Below are 14,822 nucleotides of genomic sequence, written 5' to 3'. Positions count from 1 at the left end.
GCAATGCCCCACGGCCCACCTCACGCACTCAGCACGATGACCGAGCACCGGCGGTCTTCCAGCAGACGGTGCGAGACTGCGCCGAAGTTGAGGCGGTCGCCGAAGCGAGGTTGCACGCCGAGCACGAGCAGATTGTGTTTGCCGTGATGGATCTGGTGCAGCACGGCTTCGTCGACCTTCCCGCCGGCGAGCAGACGGGTGCGAAGCTTCACACCGTTGCGCTTGGCCAGCGCATGCAGGTTCTCCATCATGGCGGCTTCGGCGGCGTCAGGCTTCAGCGCGCGCGGGCGCCAGCGCCGATGCAGCATGCCGGGCGCGACCCGCGCGGACACGTGGAGCGCCGTGACGGGCGCGTTCGCCGCGCGCGCCAGTGTGATCGCGAGTTCGGCCGCGTGCCGCGAGTAGTCGGTGCCCGATACGGGCACGAGGATGTTGAGCGGCGCATCGGGCTTGCGCGCATGCTCGCCGTGGGCCAGCACGATGCCGATCGCGCCATCGAACGCCTTGGTGAGCGGCAGCACGCCCGTGGGCAAGGGGAGCGGCGGGACGTCGGAATCCGTCTCCTCGCCCGGGGCGTCGAATCCGGCGATCACGAAACCGTAGCCCTTGGCGATTTCATCGGAAATGCGATTGGCTTCGTGGCTGCGGTCGGGTTGCAATGCTTCCTGCTCGCGCGCCGCGTCCGACGGATCGCTCGCCACGAAATCGCCTGTCTCGGTCGCGTCGCTCACGCGCTTGTCGTCGTGCGCTTCACCCACCGGCTTATGCTTCGGGGCGTCGTGGTCGTTCGACGCGTCTGCGGACGACGCCTTGCCGGCGCTCTCCTTGACAGGACCATGCGGCAATTCCGGCGTTTTCTGCGGCGCCTTGCCGGTGCGCTCGCGCAGCACCAGACGCGCCGCCTCGCGCGCCTTGTCGGCGCCTGAATCGTCTTCGACCCCCGGCGTGCCGGGGGCACGTGGCGCCGCCAGTGTGGCGGCGGCGAGCGCGATATCGTAGGCGTCGCGCCCGTCGCTTTCGCCGTCGGTCGCGTGGGCGCGCGTGTCCTTGCCGGCTGGCTTGTCCGAGAGTTCAGCGGGCTCGCTGGCGTCACGCGCCGCCGCGCCGTCGTTCGTCTTGGTGGGCGACGGGGCGAGCACGGTGGTCAGTGTGCCGCGCACGCCGGCTGTCAGCCCGGCGATCCATGCGGCGAAGCGCCCGTTGGCGCTGCCGTCCACGGCGGCCAGAATCCGTTCGACGTTCGGCAGGAAGTCCTTCTCCTCGGCCGCCTCTTTCTCGAGCCGAGCCTTCTCCTGCGCCGAGAGCGGAATGCGCACGAGTGCCCGTCGCAGCACAGGCGGCATGATGAGTGTGGTGATCAGCGCCATGACGACGACCATGGTGAACAGGTCCTGGCTGAGCACGCCCAGCGAAAGCCCGATGCTGGCCACGATGATTTCGGTGGAGCCGCGCGCGTTCATGCCGGTCGCGAGTGCCAGCGCTTCGGCCGACGACATGCCGCCCAGGCGTGCGCCAGCGAAGCCGCCGGTGAATTTGCCCACGCTCGCGATCAGGATCAATCCGGCGACCAGACCGAGCATGCGCCAGTCGAGCAGGATCGTCAGATCCACCGACAGGCCCGCAACCCCGAAGAACACCGGCGCGAAGAGCGCAACGATCAACCCGCGCAGCTGTGCCTCGATCTGTTCGGTGAGAATCGGCGATTGCCCGATCATGACGCCCGCCATGAACGCGCCCAGGGCGGTATGCACGCCGAGCTTGTCGGTGGCGAGTGCCAGCACGAAGGTGATGACGAGAATCGCGCTGAGCGCGGGCATCTCGGCGGTAAAGCGGTCGTTGGTCCAGCGAATGGCGACGGCGACGGCACGTTTGCCCACGGTGAAGCACAGCACGATGAACAGCAACGTGCCCCCCAGGCTGATCGACAGATGGCCGAGATCGATCGAGCCGCTCGCCCCCAGGCCGGCGATGGCGGCGATGATGATCCAGCCGGTGGTGTCGTCGAGAATGGCGGCCGCCAGGATGATCTGGCCGATGTTGCGGCGCAGATAGTCGACTTCGCGAATGACCGTCGCCACGACTTTGACGGACGAGATCGACAGCGCGGTGCCGAGGAACAGGGAGGTGACCAGCCGGGCCTCGGGATGCGGCAGGAGATTGTCGGGTAGATGCCAGCCAAGCGCAAAGCCGCAGGCGAAGGGGACCACCATGCCCCCGGCCGACGCGAAGATCGCCATTCGCTTCATGCGGCGAACGAGGCCCAGATCGGTTTCCAGCCCGGTGGACAGCAGCAGTAGCAGCACGCCCAATTCGGCGACCGCGTCGAGCATCCGTTTCTGCGCTTCGGAATCGGGAAAGACGGCGTGCTGCCAGGCAGGCATCAGGGCGCCGAAGACGGATGGGCCGAGCAGCACGCCGGCCAGCAACTGCCCCATGACCGCCGGCTGGCGCAGACGCTGCATGACCTCGCCGAGCAATCTGCCGACAAGGACCAAGAGGAGTAGTTGGGTGAAGAAAATTGCCGTGCCATGGCCTGCGTGCATGTGCCTCCCTGCAAGTCGTCCGACAGGTGGGACGTTGCGCGGCCAGGTCGGGAACCCGGCGCGCGCGTGCGCGTCCGTACCGATTTACCCAGTTTTGCGATTACCATGCTTACCATGCATCAAGCCGGTGGCTGCATTCGATGAGTGACGGCCACCGTCCACGCAATTTACCACGCTCGATAGGACCTATGATCGATACCCATCTCGCCAGTTTCGATGCCGACGTGCTGGCCGTCTCGCATCAAGTGCCGGTGCTCGCCGATTTTTGGGCGCCGTGGTGCGGCCCGTGCAACGTGCTTGGGCCGTTGCTGGAAAAGCTGGAAGCCGAAGCGCAGGGCCGCATTCGTCTTGTGAAGATCAACGCCGATGAGAACGCGCAGCTTTGCGCGGAGTATGGCGTGCGCAGCCTGCCGACGGTGGTCGCCTTCGTCGACGGCGAGCCGGTCGACCAGTTCGTGGGGGCCTTGCCCGAGGGGCAGTTGCGCGCGTTCATCGATCGGATCGTGCCGAATCCGGCGGAGATGGCGCGTCGCGTGGCGCGCGAGGCGTTGACGGCGGGCAAGCCCGAGGTCGCGCGCGACGCATTGCAAGCCGCGCTGGCGCTGGATCCCGCGCATGACGAAGTGCGTCTCGATCTGGTCGACGTGCTGCTCGGCATGGGCGAGGTCGACGGCGCGCGCGCGGCGCTGACGCTGCTGTCGCCGCGCACGGCCGCCAGTGGCGACGCTCGCATCGCCGCGCTGAACACGCGCATTGCTGCCGCCGAGCAGGCGAGTCATCTGCCGCCGGCGCAGGCGCTGCTTGCGCGCGTGCAAGCGGATCCTGACAATTTGCAGGCGCGGCTCGATCTTGCCAACCGCTATCTGGCGGATCGCACCTACGAACCGGCATTGCAGGCGTTGCTGGACATCGTGCAGCGCGACCGCGCGTTTGGCGACGACGCCGCACGCAAGTCGATGCTGGCCATCTTCGATGCGCTCTCGGAGACGGACCCGGCCACGGTGGCCGCGTGGCGCCGCAAGCTGAGCGCGGCGCTCAATTGAGTCCACTTTGTTGACATTTTTTCCTCACGCTGATGACTGCTCCCGCTCTTATCACTTTCGCACCCGCCCAGTCGGGTGAAGCCGTCTTCGACCATCCCGCACAAGCGCGTCGCCTCGAAGGCAATCCGCAGCGGGTGACGCGGCCGTTCTACACGGATGCGCTGGGCGAGTTCGATTGCGGCGAATGGACGTGCGAGCCTGGCGCGTGGCGCATTGTTTTTGGTCCGCATCGTCAGGAATATTTTTCGGTGATCGAGGGACGCATTCGCATCAGCGATCTCGACGGCAACGCGTCGGAGTTCGGGCCGGGGGACGCCTGTGTGATCCCGGCGGGCTTCGAGGGCGTGTTCGAGGTCGTCGAACCGGTGCGCAAACACTTCGTGATGTTCGAGCGCAAGGCGCAATCATGACGCGCCTCATTTTCTTCTGCGGTCACGCCGGGGCGGGCAAGACGACGCTGGCGAAGCGTCTGATCGGCCCGCTGATTACGCGCAGCGGGGAAGCGTTCTGTCTGCTCGATAAAGACACGCTTTATGGTGCTTACAGTGCTTCGGTGATGGGCGCGTTGACGGGGAATCCGAACGACCGCGACAGCCCAGTGTATTTGCAGACGTTGCGCGACCCCGAGTACGCGGGACTGCTGGACACGGCGCGCGAGAATCTGCGTCTCGGGGTGAACGTGCTGGTGGTCGGACCGTTTTCGCGCGAGCTGCGCGAAGGGCGGTTGTTCGATCGCGCGTGGCTGGGTGTCGATGACGACGTGGGCGTGCATGTGGTCTGGGTCGAGCTCGGCGAGGCCGATGCGAAGGCGCGCATCGTGAGCCGAGGCAATCCGAACGACGCTTATAAGCTGGCGCATTGGGACGATTACCGGCTGCGCCGGTTCTCGCCGTCCGCCGAGGCGTTCCCGCAGTTGGCGCGCTACGACAATACCGCGCCGACGGCGGAAGACGACGAGCGTCTGCTGCAAACGTTGCTGGCGTCGACTCGCTGATATTCGAAATACGTTCCTAGGGAATTGTCCGAAAAGGGATTCCCGCGAGGAAGATCGGGGCAGGGCGTTGCTAAGGTACGGACACTTTTCGCTCTGTCCCCGCCTCGATCATGTTCCTGTCAACTTGTCGGTTGTCATCGTCTGCGGCCCGTGTCGCAGGTTTCCTAAGCGCATGCTTGCGTCGTGTGTTGACGGCTTCGGCCGCGTTGGCGGTCGTTATCGTCACTCTCGTCGCTATCGTCGTTATCCCGATCGTGGCGCATGCAGGAGAGCCGCCTGTGCCCGGACTGCCCCGGGTGAACGCGGCGGCTATCCCGTTGTCGATAGCGGACTCTGCGGCGGCATCCGGCGACGACGCTTCGGCGCTCACCTCGATGTCCGATGTCTCTCCGACGATGGCACGCATTCGCGAACGCGGACGCATCGTGCTGGGCTATCGACAAACGGCGGTTCCATTTTCTTATGTGGATGCGCAGGATCAGCCAATGGGGCTGGCGTGGGCGCTGTGTCAGCGTGTCGTGCAGGCGCTGCAACGCGAGCTGGCGATGCCGGATCTGCGCAGCACCCCCGTGCGGGTGATCGAGCAGATGCGCGGGACGCTGATCAAGGGGGATGCCATCGACATCGATTGCGCACCGTCGACCGTCACGGCCGCGCGCGAGCGACAGGTGGCCTTCAGTCTGCCGTATTACGCCGCGAATGTCCGCCTCATGGTTCGGCAGGGCGCCGGGATTCATTCGATCGACGATATGCGCGGGCTACGGCTGGCCGTGGTGCAAGGCACGACCGCCGAGCGGCTGGTGCGCGCCCGACACGCGCGGGCAGGCTTTCAGCTCTTGATGGCACGCGACTACGACGACGCGTTTCGCATGCTGCGCGAACATCGCGCCCAAGCGCTCGCGCTCGACGACGTGCTGCTCGAAGGCCTGCGCGCCACCAGCAAGTCGCCGGACGCCTTCCATATCGTCGGACCGCCGCTGGCGACTCAGCCCGAGTACTACGCCCTCGCCCTGCCCAAGGACGATCCGGCGTTCAAGACGCGTGTCGACGCCGCCCTCGCCGAGATCTTCCGCACCGGCGTTATGCGCCAACTCCAACGCGCGTCGTTCCAGACCGCCGTGCCGCCTTTCGGGCATGTCCTTCAGGTCGTGCCGTCGCCCGACGTGCTCGCGATTTGGGAAGCCGGGGCGCGTTACGGGGTAAGCGCTGACGGCATCACCCACGCCCCGGAGCACGACACCTCCGCTGCGTCTTCCTCCCCACGCGGCTGACTCGCCTCGGGAATCCACTCGCCCCCCCCCTCCCTCAAGACGCGATATCGCCCCTCCTCGACGGACCGAGGCCCCTTTCCGCCTCTCAGACATAAACCCAACTCGCTGCAGAAAGGGGCCCCGGTCCGTCTCTTCCCCGCCCGCGATCACGGCGAGTCGATGTTGACGCTGGAAACCGGCCGCGCCAAAGCCTTCGCCCTGGACGACGTGCTGCTCGCCGGTCTGCGCGCCACCGCGCAAGCCAGGCGACTTTGTCATTGTCGGTGGGCTTTTTGCATTGTCGGGGCGCCGTTTTTACGCGTTGTTTACACCTCGTTTATCCCTTTTATCTCCGTCTTTACGCGTCAATCCGTATCTTTCAATGCACGGCTGGCATGCGCATGCAAGGGCGCGTCGCGTCCGTGGCGTGCCAGCCGCCACACGATAGGGAGTTGTCATGGACTGGCTATATCTCGGCGTCATCGCGGTGTTTGCTGCCTCGACCGTCGGCTTTGTCGCGTTCTGCGCGTCGGTAGGAGGGCAGCAATGACCGCCATGTATTGGTTGAGCGGCGGACTCACGATCGCGCTGCTCGCTTATCTCGTCTACGCGCTCTTTAAGCCGGAGGACCTGGCATGACGCTCAACGCCTGGATCCAGCTCGGCGTTTTCCTCGTCGTGCTGCTGGTGCTGGCACGCCCGCTCGGCCGCTTCATGGCCGACGTGCTCGCCGGCGAATCTCGCGTGAACCGCTGGTTCGCACCCATGGAACGTGCGCTCTACCGCCTGTGCGGCATCGATCCCGAAAAGGAAATGCACTGGCGCGCGTACGCGATCGCGCTCGTCGGCTTCAACGCGCTCGGCGCCTTGGCCGTCTACGCGCTGCAACGCTGGCAAGTCTGGCTACCGTTCAATCCGCAAGGGTTGGGGGCCGTTACCCCGGACTCGTCGATGAATACGGCCGTGAGCTTTGTGTCCAATACCAACTGGCAAGGCTACAGCGGTGAGTCGACCATGAGCTATCTCACGCAGATGCTCGGTCTGGCGGTGCAGAACTTCATGTCGGCCGCCACCGGGATTGCCGTGGTGGTCGCGCTCATTCGCGGCTTTGCCCGTCACACGGCACAGACGATCGGCAACTTCTGGGTCGATATGACCCGTATTACGCTCTACATTCTGGTGCCGCTTTCGGTCTTGCTGGCAGCGGCTTTCATGAGTCAGGGCGTGATTCAGAACTTCAGCGCTTATCAGGATGTCACGACGCTGCAAGCCACGCATTACGATAATCCGGTGCTTGGCCCGGACGGTCAGCCGAAGCTCGACGCCGCCGGCAAGCCGGTGACAACGCCCGCCGTGACGCAGACGCAAACCCTGCCGATGGGCCCGGTCGCCTCGCAGGAAGCGATCAAGATGCTCGGCACGAACGGTGGCGGCTTCTTCAACGCGAATTCGGCGCACCCGTTCGAAAACCCGACGCCGCTGTCGAACTTCCTTCAGATTCTGGCGATCTTCCTGATCCCGGCGGCGCTGTGTCATATGTTCGGACGCATGGTCGGCGATCGTCGCCAGGGACTGGCGCTGCTCGCCGCAATGACGATTGCGTTCTCGATTGCCGCCGTGGCCACGGTGTCGGCCGAGCAGGCGGGCAATCCGGTGCTGACGACGCTCGGTGTCGATCAGCAGGCGAGCGCCACGCAGGCGGGCGGCAACATGGAAGGCAAGGAAACGCGCTTCGGTATCGCGGCCTCTGGCATTTTCGCCACGGTGACGACGGCGGCGTCGTGCGGCGCGGTCAACGCGATGCACGATTCGCTCACGCCGCTGGGCGGGCTGGTACCGATGCTGCTGATGCAGTTGGGCGAGGTGATCTTCGGTGGGGTGGGCTCGGGCCTGTACGGCATGCTCGTCTTCGCGATGCTCGCGGTGTTCGTGGCCGGGCTGATGATCGGCCGCACCCCGGAGTACCTCGGCAAGAAGATCGAGGCGTTCGAGATGAAGATGGTCGCCGTGGCCGTGCTCATGACGCCGCTGCTGGTGCTGCTCGGCACGGCGCTTGCGGTGCTGGTGCCGGCAGGGCAGGCGGGCGTAGCGAATCCGGCGACGCACGGCTTCTCGGAAATTCTCTACGCCTATAGTTCGGCCGCAAACAATAACGGCAGCGCGTTTGCCGGGCTGTCGGCCAACACGCCGTTTTACAACAGCACGCTGGCGATCGCGATGTGGTTCGGCCGCTTCTGGGTGATTGTGCCGGTGCTGGCGATTGCCGGTGCCCTCGCCCGCAAGAAGCGCATCGCCGCGACCTCGGGCACGTTGCCTACGCATGGTCCGCTGTTCGTCGTGCTGCTGCTCGGTACGGTGCTGTTGGTGGGCGCGCTGACGTATATGCCCGCGCTCGCACTCGGTCCGGTCGCCGAACATCTGACGATGATCGGCGCGCATTGATTATTGAAATGAGGCATTCGAGGCACTCATGAATCAACCCTCAGGAAATACCGTCACCCGGCCGGCGGGCAAAGGGCACACGTCGACGTCACTGTCGATGTTCGACCCCGCGATCGTCAAGCCGGCCATTGTCGACTCGTTCCGCAAGCTGCACCCGCTCACGCAAGCCCGAAACCCGGTGATGTTCGTGGTGTACGTGGGCAGCCTGCTCACGACGGTGCTGTTCGGCATGGCCGTGGCGGGCCACGCCGAGGCGAGCGCGCCGTTCATCCTCGCCATCACGCTGTGGCTGTGGTTCACGGTCTTGTTCGCGAATTTTGCCGAAGCGCTGGCGGAAGGCCGCAGCAAGGCGCAAGCCGCATCGTTGCGCCAGGCCAAGAAGAATGTGCCGGCCAAGCAATTGCGCTCGGCCCGGCGCGACGCGGAATGTCTGGTGATCGACAGCGCCAGTCTGCGTCGCGGCGATTTCGTGCTGGTCGAGGCCGGTGATGTGGTGCCGGCCGACGGCGAAGTCGTGGAAGGCGTGGCGTCGGTCGACGAGTCGGCCATCACAGGCGAGTCCGCGCCCGTGATTCGTGAGTCGGGCGGCGATTTTTCGGCCGTGACCGGCGGCACGCGCGTGCTCTCGGACTGGCTGGTCATGCGCGTGACGGTCAACCCGGGCGAGGCATTCCTCGACCGCATGATCGCCATGGTCGAAGGCGCGAAGCGGCAGAAGACGCCGAATGAAATCGCGCTCACGATCCTGCTCGTCGCGCTTACGCTGGTGCTGCTGCTCGCCACGGCCACGCTGCTGCCGTATTCGATCTACAGCGTGTTCGTCACGCAAGCGGGGCATCCGGTCACGATTACCGTACTCGTCGCGCTGCTGGTGTGTCTGATTCCGACGACGATCGGCGGGCTGCTCTCGGCCATCGGCGTGGCCGGCATGAGTCGCATGATGCAAGCGAACGTGATCGCCACGTCGGGTCGCGCCGTGGAAGCCGCGGGCGACGTGGATGTGCTGTTGCTCGACAAGACTGGCACGATCACGCTGGGCAACCGTCAGGCATCGCAATTCGTGCCGGCCCCGGGGGTGGATGAGCGCACGCTGGCCGACGCCGCGCAACTCGCCTCGCTGGCCGACGAGACGCCGGAAGGCCGCAGCATCGCCGTGCTCGCCAAGCAGCGTTTCAATCTGCGTGAGCGCGAAATGGGCGGTCTGCACGCGCTGTTCATCCCGTTCTCGGCGCAAACGCGCATGAGCGGGGTGGACCTCACGGACAAGCAGATCCGCAAGGGCGCAGCGGACGCGCTCAAGCGCTACGTGGAATCGGCCGGCGGGGTATGGCCGGTGGCGCTGGCCAGCGCGGTCGACGAGATTGCGCGTCGCGGCAGCACGCCCCTGGTGGTGGCCGAGCAAGACGCACTCGGTACGCGCGCGCTGGGCGTGATCGAGCTGAAGGACGTGGTCAAGGGCGGCATCAAGGAGCGCTTCGCCGAACTGCGCCAGATGGGCATCACGACGCTGATGGTGACGGGCGACAACCGTCTGACGGCGGCGGCCATTGCGGCCGAAGCCGGGGTCGACGACTTCCTAGCCGAAGCCACGCCGGAAGCGAAGCTCGCGACGATTCGCAAGTATCAGGCCGAAGGCAAGCTGGTGGCGATGACGGGCGACGGCACGAACGACGCCCCGGCACTCGCCCAGGCGGATGTGGCGGTGGCGATGAACTCGGGAACGCAAGCCGCGAAGGAAGCGGGCAACATGGTCGACCTGGATTCGAATCCGACCAAGCTGATCGAGATCGTTGAGATCGGCAAGCAGATGCTGATGACGCGCGGCAGTCTCACGACGTTCTCGATTGCGAACGACGTGGCGAAGTACTTCGCGATTATTCCGGCGGCGTTCGCCACCACGTATCCACAGCTCGATGCGCTCAATGTGATGCGCCTGGCGAGCCCGTCGTCGGCGATTCTGTCGGCCGTGATCTTCAACGCGCTGATCATCGTGGTGCTGATTCCACTGGCGCTCAAGGGCGTGAAGTATCGCCCGGTCGGGGCCGCGACGCTGCTGCGCCGCAACCTTCTGGTGTACGGTCTGGGCGGGATTCTGGTGCCGTTCGTCGGCATCAAGGTCATCGACATGATCATTGCCGCGATGGGCTGGGCCTGATCGCGCGGCGCCCGAACGCGGCGGCCGATCGGCCTCGCGTTCGGGCCACATTGCTGAAACTCTAAGGAATCGATGTCATGAAAACCCTTTTGCGTCCGATGCTCAGTCTGTTCGTCGTGCTGTCGGTCATTACAGGGCTGGTGTATCCGCTGGTCGTGACCGGCATCGGCCGCGCGGCATTTTCTCGCGAAGCCGCCGGCAGTCTTATCTACAAAGACGGTAAGGCGGTCGGCTCGTCGCTGATCGGCCAGAATTTCGACGAACCGAAGTACTTCTGGGGGCGCCTGTCGGCCACGGCGCTGATGCCCAACAACGGCGTGTCCTCAGGCGGGTCGAACTTCGGCCCGCTCAACCCCGCGCTCGCCGACGCCGTCAAGGCACGCATCGCCGCGTTGCGCGCGGCGGATCCGAGCGCAACCCTGCCGGTGCCGGGCGATCTGGTCACGGCATCGGCCAGCGGTCTCGATCCGGCCATCAGTCCGGCGGCCGCCGAGTATCAGGTCGTGCGCGTGGCGAAGGCGCGTGGCCTCGACCCCGACGCCGTGCGCGCGCTGGTTGCGCGATACACGCAAGGCCGTCAGTGGGGCATATTCGGAGAGCCCCGGGTGAATGTTCTGCCGCTGAACCTCGCGTTGGACGCCTTGGCGCACGGCAGCGTCTGAAATGGGTATCCGCCACGCGAGGCAGACGGGTGAATGTCTGGTCTTGCCTCGCCGCCTGCGGTAGATTGGCGGCACGCCCAGCGCGTGTCGCCTTTTGACGTCATCGGGCAACCGATGCATCGACACGAGCCTCGCCCAATGGCGAGGCGCTCGCTTTTCTGATGGATGGATTCGATGGCTGGCATGGAACGCCCTGATCCCGATGAACTGCTCGGCAAGCTGCAACGCGAGGAAGCCCGCGAGCAGCGTGGCCGGCTGAAGATTTTCTTCGGCGCGTCCGCCGGCGTGGGCAAGACGTTCGCGATGTTGCAGGCGGCGCGCAAGCTCAGCGAGGAGGGCACCGACGTGGTGGTCGGTGTGCTGGAGACGCATGGCCGCGACGAAACGGCGCGCTTGCTGGCGGGGCTGGAAGTCCTGCCGCAGAAGTCGGTCGACTACCGCGGCCGCGTGCTGCGCGAATTCGATCTCGACGGCATGCTGGCGCGCAAACCGGCCGTGGCGCTGATCGACGAACTCGCCCATGCAAACGTGCCGGGCATGCGTCACCTGAAGCGCTGGCAGGACGTGCAGGAATTGCTCGCCGCCGGCATCGACGTGTACACCACGCTCAATGTGCAGCATCTGGAGCGACTCAATGACGTGGTCGGGCAAATCACCGGCATTCGTGTGTGGGAGACGGTGCCCGATCGCATCTTCGACCTGGCCGACGAAGTGAAGTTGGTCGACTTGCCGCCAGACGAACTGCTCGAGCGCATGCGCGAGGGTAAGGTGTACATGGCCGCGCAGGCCGAGCGCGCGGTGCGCAACTTCTTCCGCAAGGGCAATCTGATCGCGTTGCGCGAATTGGCGCTGCGTCGCACGGCCGACCGCGTCGATGCGCAAATGCGCGAGTACCGCGCCGATCAATCGATCAGCCAGGTGTGGCAAGCCCGTGAGCGGCTACTTGTTGCCATCGGCCCGGGGCCGGAGGGCGTGGCGCTCGCCCGCGCGGCAGCGCGGCTTGCCGCGAGCCTGCGCGCCGATTGGCTGGCCGTACACGTCGAGACGCCCGCCATCCTGCGGCAATCGCCGGTTCGTCGAGAAAGCACCTACGCAACGCTCAAACTGGCGCAGGAACTGGGGGCCGAAACCCTCACGCTCGATGGCGCGGACGCGGCGACCACGCTGCTCGCCTACGCGCAGATGCGTAACGTATCGAGACTGGTGGTGGGCGCGAGCGGCGCACGGCGCGGGTGGACCGCTCGCACGCCACTGCACGAACAACTGTTGCGGCGCGCGCGCGGTGTGGACGTCGTGCTGATCGGGCCGGCGGCAGACGACGCGGAGGCTGACAAGCGCGTGGTGCGCGGCGACTGGCGCGGCTGGTTCGAAACGGCACCGGAGTTGGGGCTCGTGGGCGGACCCTGGCGTGCCTATGCATGGGCCGTCGGTATCTGCGGCGCCGTGTCACTTGTCGCGGCGGAACTCACGTCGTTCCTCGATCTGGCCAATATCTCCATGTTGTACCTGCTCGGCGTGATCGTGGCGGCCATGCGGCTTGGGCGTGGGCCAGGGGTGCTCGCGTCGTTTCTGTCGGTGCTGGCGTTCGACTTCTTTTTCGTGCCACCGAAGATGTCGCTGTCGGTGTCCGACACCCAGTACCTGCTGACGTTCGCCGTCATGCTCACCGTCGCCCTGGTCATCAGCCATCTGACGACCAGCCTGCGGTTCCAGGCGCGGCTGGCCACGTGGCGCGAGCGTCGCACGGGGGCGGTGTACGCCATGGCCCGCGAACTGGCGGCGGCACTCACTACGCCACAGATCGTGGAAATCGGGTCGCGCCATGTGCGCGAAGTGTTCCAGGCACGCGTGGCGCTGCTGCTGCCCGACAGTCTGGGCAGTGTGCGCCAGCCGGTCGAGAACGCGCAGTCGGAAACGATGCCGGCGCATATCGATACCGATGTCGCCCAGTGGGTGTACGACCGTCAGCAAGCGGCGGGGCGGGGAACCAACACGTTGCCCGCGTCGGACGCTTACTATCTCCCGCTTCGCGCGCCGATGCGTACGCGTGGTGTGCTGGTGGTCGCCCCGGCGCCGGAGGGCGGCGGCGCCATCGACACGCCGGATCAGCAGCGTTTGCTCGATACGTTTGCCGCACAGATCGCGCTCGCACTCGAACGTGTGCATTACGTCGAAATCGCGCAGGATGCACTGGTGACGATGGAGTCCGAGCGGCTACGCAATTCCCTGCTCTCGGCGATCTCGCACGATCTGCGAACACCGCTGACGTCCATCGTGGGTTTCGCCAGCATGCTGAGCCGCAATGCCCAGACGCCCGGGCCGTTGCGCACCGAACTCGTCGAGGCCATTCACGAGGAAGCGCAGCGCATGACGGGGCTCGTGACCAATCTGCTCGACATGGCGAAGTTGCAGGCGGGCGGCGTGCAACTCAACCGTCAGTGGCAGATGCTCGAGGAAGTGGTGGGTACGTCGTTGCGCGCCTGCCGCCGTTCGCTCGCCGGGCATGAGGTGACGACCCGGCTGCCCACCGACCTGCCATTGCTGCGCTTCGATGCCGTGCTGCTGGAGCGGCTGTTCACCAATCTGCTGGAGAACGCCGCGAAGTATTCGCCCGTGGGCTCGCATATCGAGATCGCCGCGCGCGTGCAGGGCGACGAGGTCGAGGTGAGCGTGAGCGACGACGGGCCAGGCTTGCCCGCAGGCATGGAAGGACGCATCTTCGAGAAGTTCATGCGCGGGGAAAAGGAGTCTGCCAAGCCCGGCATCGGACTCGGACTGGCGATCTGTCGCGCCATCGTGGAGGCGCACAGCGGTAGAATTCACGCCACCAACGGGCCCGACGGTCATGGCGCGCGTTTCATCTTCACGTTGCCGATCGAGACGCCGCCGATGGCGCCAGAGAGTCCGGAGGGCTCGGAGGACGTCGATACGGACTTGCTCGTCGATGAGGCCCAGACACCCCGCTCCCCCGACGCCAACGCGCCCCAACATCATGAGTGAACCAACCATCACCATCGTGGTGATTGAAGACGAACGACAGATCCGACGGTTTCTGCGCACCTCGCTGGAAGTCGAAGGCATGGTCGTGCACGAGGCGGAAACCGGGCGGCAGGGCATGGTCGAGGCGGCGACGCGCAAGCCGGATCTGCTCATCGTCGATCTGGGATTGCCGGATATCGACGGCGTGGAGGTCATTCGCGAAGTGCGAAGCTGGACCGATATGCCGATCATCGTACTGTCCGCTCGCAACGAGGAGGCAGAGAAGGTCGTCGCGCTCGATGTCGGTGCGGACGACTACCTCACCAAACCGTTCGGGGTGTCGGAACTGCTCGCGCGGATACGGGCACAGTTGCGACGTCATCATCGTGGCGGCAATTCGGAAACGCTGGACGAAGCGTTCTCGTTCGGCGACATCCACATCGATCTGGCGAGACGCAAGGTCACGCGCGCGGGAGACCCGGTGCATCTGACACCGATCGAGTACCGGCTGCTGATCACGCTGGTGCGCCACGCGGGACGCGTGTTGACACACCGGCAATTGCTCAAGGAGGTGTGGGGGCCGTCGCACGTCGAGAGCCATCACTATCTGCGCATCTACATGGGACACCTGCGGCAGAAGCTGGAGGCCGATCCGGCACAGCCGCAACACATTCTCACGGAGACGGGGGTCGGCTACCGGCTCGAAATCGACGCCATCGGCTGAGTGCTTGCGGAGAATGCCGCAAGGGCGAGTT

General features: G+C 65.6%; 11 protein-coding genes and 1 pseudogene. 11 read left to right on the top strand and 1 reads right to left on the bottom strand.

Annotated features, from left to right (window positions below):
• Positions 1-20: 20 nt before the first annotated feature.
• Entirely contained in the window at positions 21-2,543 is a 2,523-nt protein-coding gene (locus PSO31014_RS03080; RefSeq protein ID WP_150550237.1) for a cation:proton antiporter domain-containing protein, read from the bottom strand.
• A gap of 191 nt (positions 2,544-2,734) precedes the next feature.
• On the opposite strand from PSO31014_RS03080, the gene trxA reads away from it, so the two are divergent.
• The 11 genes and pseudogenes from trxA to kdpE all read left to right on the top strand — a co-directional run bounded on the left by trxA (position 2,735) and on the right by kdpE (position 14,791).
• On the top strand, positions 2,735-3,586 hold the full coding sequence (gene trxA, locus PSO31014_RS03075) for a thioredoxin (RefSeq protein WP_150550420.1): 852 nt from the start codon (positions 2,735-2,737) through the stop codon (positions 3,584-3,586).
• Positions 3,587-3,618: 32 nt separating this feature from the next.
• Positions 3,619-3,996, top strand: coding sequence for a cupin domain-containing protein (locus PSO31014_RS03070; RefSeq protein ID WP_150550236.1), 378 nt, complete (start codon positions 3,619-3,621; stop codon positions 3,994-3,996).
• Positions 3,993-4,580: a P-loop nucleotide/nucleoside kinase family protein gene (locus tag PSO31014_RS03065; RefSeq protein ID WP_150550235.1), complete on the top strand. Its 588-nt coding sequence runs from the start codon at positions 3,993-3,995 to the stop codon at positions 4,578-4,580. Before PSO31014_RS03070 ends, PSO31014_RS03065 begins: the two co-directional genes overlap by 4 nt.
• 278 nt (positions 4,581-4,858) lie before the next feature.
• On the top strand, positions 4,859-5,851 hold the full coding sequence (locus tag PSO31014_RS03060; RefSeq protein WP_174976352.1) for an amino acid ABC transporter substrate-binding protein: 993 nt from the start codon (positions 4,859-4,861) through the stop codon (positions 5,849-5,851).
• A 138-nt stretch (positions 5,852-5,989) separates the two neighbouring features.
• Positions 5,990-6,116 (top strand): annotated as a pseudogene (locus PSO31014_RS22570) (amino acid ABC transporter substrate-binding protein); the annotation flags it as partial.
• Positions 6,117-6,376: 260 nt separating this feature from the next.
• Complete coding sequence (kdpF, locus tag PSO31014_RS03050) at positions 6,377-6,469, top strand: K(+)-transporting ATPase subunit F (RefSeq protein ID WP_017231679.1); 93 nt, start codon at positions 6,377-6,379, stop codon at positions 6,467-6,469.
• On the top strand, positions 6,466-8,271 hold the full coding sequence (gene kdpA, locus PSO31014_RS03045) for a potassium-transporting ATPase subunit KdpA (protein WP_150550233.1): 1,806 nt from the start codon (positions 6,466-6,468) through the stop codon (positions 8,269-8,271). Before kdpF ends, kdpA begins: the two co-directional genes overlap by 4 nt.
• Positions 8,272-8,299: 28 nt before the next feature.
• Positions 8,300-10,426: a potassium-transporting ATPase subunit KdpB gene (gene kdpB / locus PSO31014_RS03040; RefSeq protein ID WP_150550232.1), complete on the top strand. Its 2,127-nt coding sequence runs from the start codon at positions 8,300-8,302 to the stop codon at positions 10,424-10,426.
• 77 nt (positions 10,427-10,503) lie between these two features.
• Positions 10,504-11,088, top strand: a complete 585-nt coding sequence (kdpC, locus tag PSO31014_RS03035; protein ID WP_150550231.1) for a potassium-transporting ATPase subunit KdpC — start codon at positions 10,504-10,506, stop codon at positions 11,086-11,088.
• Between the two features lie 183 nt (positions 11,089-11,271).
• On the top strand, positions 11,272-14,088 hold the full coding sequence (locus tag PSO31014_RS03030) for a sensor histidine kinase (RefSeq protein ID WP_150550230.1): 2,817 nt from the start codon (positions 11,272-11,274) through the stop codon (positions 14,086-14,088).
• Positions 14,081-14,791 carry a two-component system response regulator KdpE gene (kdpE, locus tag PSO31014_RS03025; RefSeq protein ID WP_150550229.1) on the top strand — a complete coding sequence of 237 codons (711 nt, stop codon included), beginning with the start codon at positions 14,081-14,083 and terminating at the stop codon, positions 14,789-14,791. Before PSO31014_RS03030 ends, kdpE begins: the two co-directional genes overlap by 8 nt.
• Positions 14,792-14,822 lie beyond the last annotated feature (31 nt).

This window comes from Pandoraea soli (assembly GCF_902459595.1).
Taxonomy (GTDB): Bacteria; Pseudomonadota; Gammaproteobacteria; order Burkholderiales; family Burkholderiaceae; genus Pandoraea; species Pandoraea cepalis.
Note: the sequence above shows the minus strand (reverse complement) of the source record. Positions and strands in the feature narration are given on the sequence as shown.

Excerpts from the sequence above, each read along its gene's own strand:
- PSO31014_RS03080 (WP_150550237.1), bottom strand. The coding sequence starts at position 2,543 with ATGCACGCAGGCCATGGCACGGCAATTTTCTTCACCCAACTACTCCTC.
- PSO31014_RS03070 (WP_150550236.1), top strand. The coding sequence starts at position 3,619 with ATGACTGCTCCCGCTCTTATCACTTTCGCACCCGCCCAGTCGGGTGAA.
- PSO31014_RS03065 (WP_150550235.1), top strand. The coding sequence starts at position 3,993 with ATGACGCGCCTCATTTTCTTCTGCGGTCACGCCGGGGCGGGCAAGACG.
- kdpF (WP_017231679.1), top strand. The coding sequence starts at position 6,377 with ATGACCGCCATGTATTGGTTGAGCGGCGGACTCACGATCGCGCTGCTC.
- kdpA (WP_150550233.1), top strand. The coding sequence starts at position 6,466 with ATGACGCTCAACGCCTGGATCCAGCTCGGCGTTTTCCTCGTCGTGCTG.
- kdpB (WP_150550232.1), top strand. The coding sequence starts at position 8,300 with ATGAATCAACCCTCAGGAAATACCGTCACCCGGCCGGCGGGCAAAGGG.
- kdpC (WP_150550231.1), top strand. The coding sequence starts at position 10,504 with ATGAAAACCCTTTTGCGTCCGATGCTCAGTCTGTTCGTCGTGCTGTCG.
- PSO31014_RS03030 (WP_150550230.1), top strand. The coding sequence starts at position 11,272 with ATGGAACGCCCTGATCCCGATGAACTGCTCGGCAAGCTGCAACGCGAG.
- kdpE (WP_150550229.1), top strand. The coding sequence starts at position 14,081 with ATGAGTGAACCAACCATCACCATCGTGGTGATTGAAGACGAACGACAG.